Genomic DNA, 6,268 nt, shown 5'->3' with positions numbered 1-6,268 from the left:
ACCGACATCCAGTTGGGCGGCAATGTCGACATGCGGATGAGCAAGTGGCGCCAGGAACAGAAGGGCCTGGGCATCGCCCCGAGCCCCGAGGACGAGGCCGCCTTCCGCGTCGAGCTGAACGCCGAGATCGCCGCCGCCAAGGCCAAGGCCCTGGCCGCCGGCGGCCTGTTCGTGCTCGGCACCGAGCGCCACGAAAGCCGCCGTATCGACAACCAGCTTCGCGGCCGCACTGGCCGTCAGGGCGATCCGGGCCGTTCGAAGTTCTTCCTGTCGTGCGAGGATGACCTGCTGCGCATCTTCGCCGGCGAGCGCCTGGACGCGATCATGCGCACCTTCGGCGTCCAGGAAGGCGAGGCGATCACCCACAAGTGGCTCAACAACGCCATCGCCACCGCCCAGAAGCGCGTCGAGCAACGCAACTACGAGATCCGCAAGAACCTCCTGAAGTACGACGACGTCGTCAACGACCAGCGCAAGGCCGTGTTCGAGCAGCGCCAGGAGTTCATGGAGGCCACGGACCTTTCGGACATCATCCACGAGATGCGTCACGACGTGGTCGACGACCTGGTCCTGCGCCACCTGCCGCCCAAGGCCTATGCCGAGCAGTGGGACATCGAGGGCTTGGCCGAGCGGGTCAAGGCGATCCTCGGCCTGGACCTGCCCCTGGCCGAGTGGGCGGCCGAGGAAGGCATCGCCGACGAGGAGATGCGCGAGCGCATCACCAAGGCCGCCGACGCCTACGCCGCCGAGCGTGAAGGCATCATCACCCCCGAGCAGATGCGCTCGGTGGAAAAGAGCTTCCTGCTGCAGATGATCGATCTGCAGTGGCGCGAGCACCTGATGCACCTGGACCACCTGCGCAACGTCATCGGCCTGCGCGGCTATGGCCAGCGCGATCCGCTCAACGAGTACAAGACCGAAGCCTTCAGCCTGTTCGAGAAGCTTCTGGGCGACCTGCGCACCAACACCACCCGCTGGCTGATGACGGTAGAGATCGCCTATGCCGAGCCCGAGCCGCTGCACACGCCCGAGGGCCTGATCGAGGTCCATATGGATCCGCTGACCGGCGAGAATGTCGCCGTGGCCGGCGCCATCCCCGAGGGTCTGTCGCCGCAGCAGCGCGAGGCCCTGCCGGTCTCGGTCCTGCCCGACGGCTGGGATCGCACCAGCCGCAACGGCGCCTGTCCCTGCGGATCGGGCAAGAAGTTCAAGCAGTGCCACGGGTCGCTGGTCTAGCCTGACCCGATCCTATGCCGACGCGACGCCCGTCCCGGTCCCCGGGGCGGGCGTCGTGCGTTTGAGCGACCGCCCCCTCGACGCCCCTGAAAACCTTGCCTAAGGTCGCGGTGAACAGGAAGGGAACATCCATGTCCAAAGGCGTCATTCGGGCCGGCATCGGCGGCTGGACGTTCGAGCCCTGGCGCGGCGTGTTCTATCCCGACACCCTCAAGCAGAAGGACGAGCTGGCCTATGCCAGCCGCCAGCTGACCAGTATCGAGATCAACGGCACCTACTATTCCAGCTTCAAGCCCGACAGCTGGCGCAAGTGGCGCGACGAGACGCCCGACGACTTCGTGTTCGCGGTCAAGGCCAGCCGCTACTGCACCAACCGCAAGGTGCTGTCGGAAAACCAGGACTCCCTGGCCAAGTTCCTGGGCCAGGGCCTGGACGAACTGGGCGACAAGCTGGGCCCCATCAATTGGCAGTTCATGGCCACCAAGAAATTCGATCCGGTCGACTTCGAGGGCTTTCTGAAACTGCTGCCCCGCGAGATCGGCGGCCGGCCGGCCCGCCACGCCCTGGAGGTGCGCAGCCCGACCTTCCAGACCCAGCAGTTCTATGACCTGGCCCAGGCCTATGGCGCGGCCATCGTCTATGCCGTCGACGACGAGGCCCCCGACTGGCCGCGCATCGATCAGCCGACCGCCGACTTCACCTATGCCCGCCTGATGTGCAGCCGCGAGGACGAGCCCGCGGGCATGAGCGCCGAGGAGCTGGACGCCGTCGTCGGCCAGACCCGCGCCTGGGCCGAGCACGGCGACGTGTTCGCCTATTTCATCGCCGGGGCCAAGGTGCGCAATCCGGCCGCGGCCATGGCCCTGATCGACAGGCTGGGCTGAGGCGGCGGAGCCTGGGAGCAGGGTTAGCGGAGCCTTAATTTTCGGCCGCTAGGCTGATCGCATGCGCCGCTCGACCGCCCTGCTGCTGCTGATCGCCGCCCTCGTGACGCCGGCAGGGGCTTCGCCCGCCGGGGCGCAACAGGCCACGGTCACTGTGCTGCCCGCGCCGATCCCTCTGGCCGCCCAGCGCCAGGGGCCGACCCCCTGCAATGCAAGGCCGCCTGCGCCCGCATCCGCTATTTCTGCGCGGCCAATGGCGACGACGACGGCTGCACGCCGCAATGGGCCCAGTGCACGGCCCGCTGCACCGCGACCTATAGCCGGGCCGGGCGCTAGGACTCTAACGCAACGGCGCCGTTTGACGCCGCCCGCGACCCTGCTAGGCTCACCTGAACAACGATAAGTCAGGTGGGCGGAAATGACGGGCAAGCTTCCCAAGGCGTGCATCATCGGTGCGGGCTGCAGCGGTTTCACCACCGCCAAGCGCCTCAAGGACGCCGGCGTCCCCTATGACTGCTTCGAGCTGTCCGACGAGATCGGCGGCAACTGGTACTACAAGAACCCCAATGGCCTCTCGTCCTGCTACGAGAGTCTGCACATCGACACCAGCAAATGGCGCCTGGCCTTCGAGGATTTCCCGGTGCCGGCCGATTGGCCCGACTTTCCCCACCACGCCCAGCTGTTCCAGTACTTCAAGGACTATGTCGACCATTTCGGCCTGCGTCCCACCATCACCTTCAACACTCGGGTCGAGACCGCCCGGCGCACGGCCGACGGCCTGTGGGCGGTGACCCTGGGGACCGGCGAGACCCGGCTCTATGACGTCCTGTTCGTCTGCAACGGGCACCACTGGGACCCGCGCACCCCCGACTATCCCGGCACGTTCGAAGGCCCGGCCTTCCATGCCCACCACTATCGCGATCCCTTCGATCCGGTCGACATGCGCGGCAAGAACGTCGTGGTGGTCGGCATGGGCAATTCGGCCATGGATATCGCCAGCGAACTGTCGCAGCGGCCGATCGCCAAGAACCTCTGGGTCTCGGCCCGGCGCGGGTCTGGGTGTTTCCGAAATATCTGAACGGCAAGCCGTCGGACAAGTCGGCCATGCCGCCTTGGATGCCGCGCGCCCTGGCTGGCCCCCTGGGCTGGCCTGTCACGCAAGGTGCTCAAGAAGACCATCGCCGGATGGAGGACTATGGCCTGCCCAAGCCCGACCACGAACCACTGGAGGCCCATCCGTCGGGTCTCGGGTGAGTTCCTGACCCGGGCCGGCTGCGGCGACATCCGCTTCAAGCCGGGCATCAAGGCGCTTGAGGGCAAGTTCGTCCGCTCAAACGACAGTGTCGAGCCGGTCGACGCCATCGTTCTTCGCCACCGGCTACAAAGATCAGCTTCCCGTTCTTCGATGATCCGGCCCTCAATCCGGGCGAGGACCACCGCTTTCCGCTGTTCAAGCGGATGATGATGCCAGGCGTGCCCAACCTGTTCTTCATGGGCCTGGCCCAGCCCCTGCCGACCCTGGTCAATTTCGCCGAGCAGCAGGCCAAGCTGGCGGCGGCCTATCTGACCGGCCGTTACGCCCTGCCGTCGGCCGCCGAAATGGAGCGGATCACCGCCAAGGACGAGCAGCGACACCTGGGCCAGTTCTATGCCTCGGCCCGCCACACCATCCAGGTCGACTTCGGGGTCTATTGCGCCGACCTGAAGAAGGAGATCGCCCAGGGTGAAAAGCGGGCCCGGGCCGCCGGCCAGGCCCTGCCGGTGCCGGCTCGCGCGGACGTCCAGGCTCAGGTTGACGTCGCGGCTTGAGGGGGACGGGGACCCTCACGGCGCGAAGGCCTTGCTCCGAACCCCGGAATGAGGCTGAAATCGTGACGGGGCGTCATCGATCGCCTCTGGTTGAGTCGCGTCCGGTGTCCAATATCGCCTATTTCCCTGCCCGCGAGGCGATCGACAGCCGGCCCGGCAAGCGCGAGCGCACCAAGCTGGCCAATCGCCAGGCGATTCTCGACGCCGCGCGCGAGGTGTTCGGCGAGCTCGGCTACGACGCCGCCACCGTGCGCGACATCATCCGCCGCACAGGTTTGGCCTCGGGCACCTTCTATAATTACTACAAGTCCAAGGAGGAGGTGTTCGACGCCCTCGCCGACGACGGGCCCGGCGCTTCCGCCCCCTGCTGCGGATCGCTTACGAGCAGGCGGCCGACTTCAATTCCTTCCTGCGCGGCGCGATCACCGCCTATTTCGAGTTCGTGGCCACCGAGCAGGAGACCTGGCGGCTGAACCGGCCGGTCGGCGAGCAGGTCCCGCACCCCCGCGCCACGCCCGAGATCGTCGCGGTCTTCAACGAGGTTCGCACCGGCCTCGCCAAGGTGCTCGAGCGGGAGCACGCGCCGCCGGTCGATCTCGACTATCTGACCGCCGCCTGTATCGCCGTGGCCCGCGAGGTCGGCGACAAGATGCTGGAGCGCCGGCCGGTCGACACCGCCGCCGCCGCCGACTTCGCCGTCAAGCTGATCCTCGGCGGGGTGCCGTCCCTGCCGAGGCCTGAAAGCCTTCAACCAGAAGAAAAAGAAGAAGACCCCCATGGCTGATCCCGCCGTCCAGACCTTCATTCTCAAGACCATCCTGTCCCTGCCCAGCCCGATCCTGAGGGCCATGTCCGGCGGCGGTGTGGTCTATCGCGGCGGCCGGACCCTGGATCCGCGCTTTCAGTTCCTCAGCCACGCGGCCGCCAAGATGCCGTCGATGACCAGCCTGCCGCCGGCGGTGGCGCGCGACGCCAGCGCCAAGGGCCTGGCGGCTATGTCTGGCCCGTCCGAGCCGACCGTTCGCACCGAAAGCCTGTCGATCGACGGCCCGGGCGGTCCGCTGAAGATCCGGGTCTATCGTCCCGCCGACCAGGACGCCGCCGCGCCGATGATCGTCTTCGCCCACTTCGGCGGCGGGGTGATCGGCGACCTGGAAACCTGCCACGCCTTCTGCGGCATCCTGGCCCGCATCGCCCGCACGGCGGTGTTGTCGGTCGACTACCGCCTGGCCCGGAGCATCGCTTCCCGGCCGGTCTCGACGACACCCTGGCCGCCTATCGCTGGGGCCGCGACAATGCCGAGCGCTTCGGCGCCGCGCCCTGCCGCCGGCCATCGGCGGCGACTCGATGGGCGGCAATTTCGCCGCGGTCATCGCCCAGCAGCTGAAGGTCGCGGGAGAGCCGCAGCCGGCCCTGCAGCTGCTCATCTATCCGGCGGTCGACGTGGCCAGCGAGACGCCCTCGATGAACGCTGCACGCCGACGCCTATCCGTTGAGCAAGTCGATCATGGAATGGTTCATGGCCCACTATATGGGGTCTGACGCCGATCCGGCCGATCCGCGCCTGTCGCCTGACAAGACCGCCGACCTGTCGGGCCTGGCCCCGGCCGTTGTGATCACCGCCGGGCTTCGATCCCCTGGTCGACCAGGGCGGAGGCCTATGCCAAGCGTCTGCAGGCCGCTGGCGTGCCGGTGACCTATCGTTGCTATGACAGCCTGGCCCACGGCCTTCACCGCCTTCACCGGTGCGATTCCGGCCGCCGACGCCGCCTGCCGCGAGGTGGCGGGGCTGGTGCGAACGGCGATCGAGGCGGCCAAGGCCTGACCGGTGCGCGCCCTCGTCGTCGAGAGAGCCTGGCGCCAGACTATGCCGGCCTGCGCGTGCGAGAGGTCGCGACCCCGACGCCTGGCCCCGGCCAGGTGCTGGTCCGGGTCCTGGCCGCCAGCGTCAACCTTCCCGACCTGCTGATGACCAAGGGCGAGTACCAGCTCAAGCCGCCCTTGCCCTTCACGCCCGGCCTCGACCTGGCCGGCGAGGTGGCGGCGCTGGGGGAGAGGGGTCACCACCGGCTGGCGCGATCGGCGACGCCGTGGTCGGCGGGGCCCGGCTGGGCGGCTTCGCGCAATATGCGCTGATGAGCGCCGACAGCCTCAAGCCCATAGCCCGCGCGGCTGTCCTTCGCGCCGAGGCCGCCGCCTATGGCGCGACCTATCTGACCGCCTATGTCGCCCTGGTGCGGCGGGCCCGGATCGAGCCGGGCGACTGGGTGCTGGTTGCACGGCGCCGGCCGGCGGAAGGGTGGGGCTGGCGGCCGTCGACCTGGCCAAGGCCCTGGGCG

Annotated in this window: 2 protein-coding genes and 4 pseudogenes; all 6 read left to right on the top strand. The window is 68.2% G+C overall.

Features of this window, described 5'->3' with window-relative positions; genetic code table 11:
- On the top strand, positions 1–1,236 hold a 1,236-nt coding region (locus CSW58_RS06850; RefSeq protein ID WP_201721601.1), incomplete at its 5' end, for an SEC-C metal-binding domain-containing protein.
- 131 nt (positions 1,237–1,367) lie between these two features.
- A complete protein-coding gene (locus CSW58_RS06845; protein ID WP_099446783.1) occupies positions 1,368–2,120 on the top strand; it encodes a DUF72 domain-containing protein in 753 nt (250 codons plus the stop codon).
- A 418-nt stretch (positions 2,121–2,538) separates the two neighbouring features.
- Positions 2,539–3,929: pseudogene (locus CSW58_RS06835) on the top strand (flavin-containing monooxygenase).
- A 104-nt stretch (positions 3,930–4,033) separates the two neighbouring features.
- Positions 4,034–4,713 (top strand): annotated as a pseudogene (locus CSW58_RS06830) (TetR/AcrR family transcriptional regulator).
- A pseudogene (locus CSW58_RS15730) lies at positions 4,706–5,754 on the top strand (alpha/beta hydrolase). Before CSW58_RS06830 ends, CSW58_RS15730 begins: the two co-directional pseudogenes overlap by 8 nt.
- Positions 5,751–6,268 (top strand): annotated as a pseudogene (locus CSW58_RS06820) (alcohol dehydrogenase catalytic domain-containing protein); the annotation flags it as partial. The pseudogenes CSW58_RS15730 and CSW58_RS06820, both read left to right, overlap by 4 nt.

This window comes from Caulobacter sp. B11 (genome assembly GCF_002737765.1).
Classification (GTDB): domain Bacteria; phylum Pseudomonadota; class Alphaproteobacteria; order Caulobacterales; family Caulobacteraceae; genus Caulobacter.
Note: the sequence above shows the minus strand (reverse complement) of the source record. Positions and strands in the feature narration are given on the sequence as shown.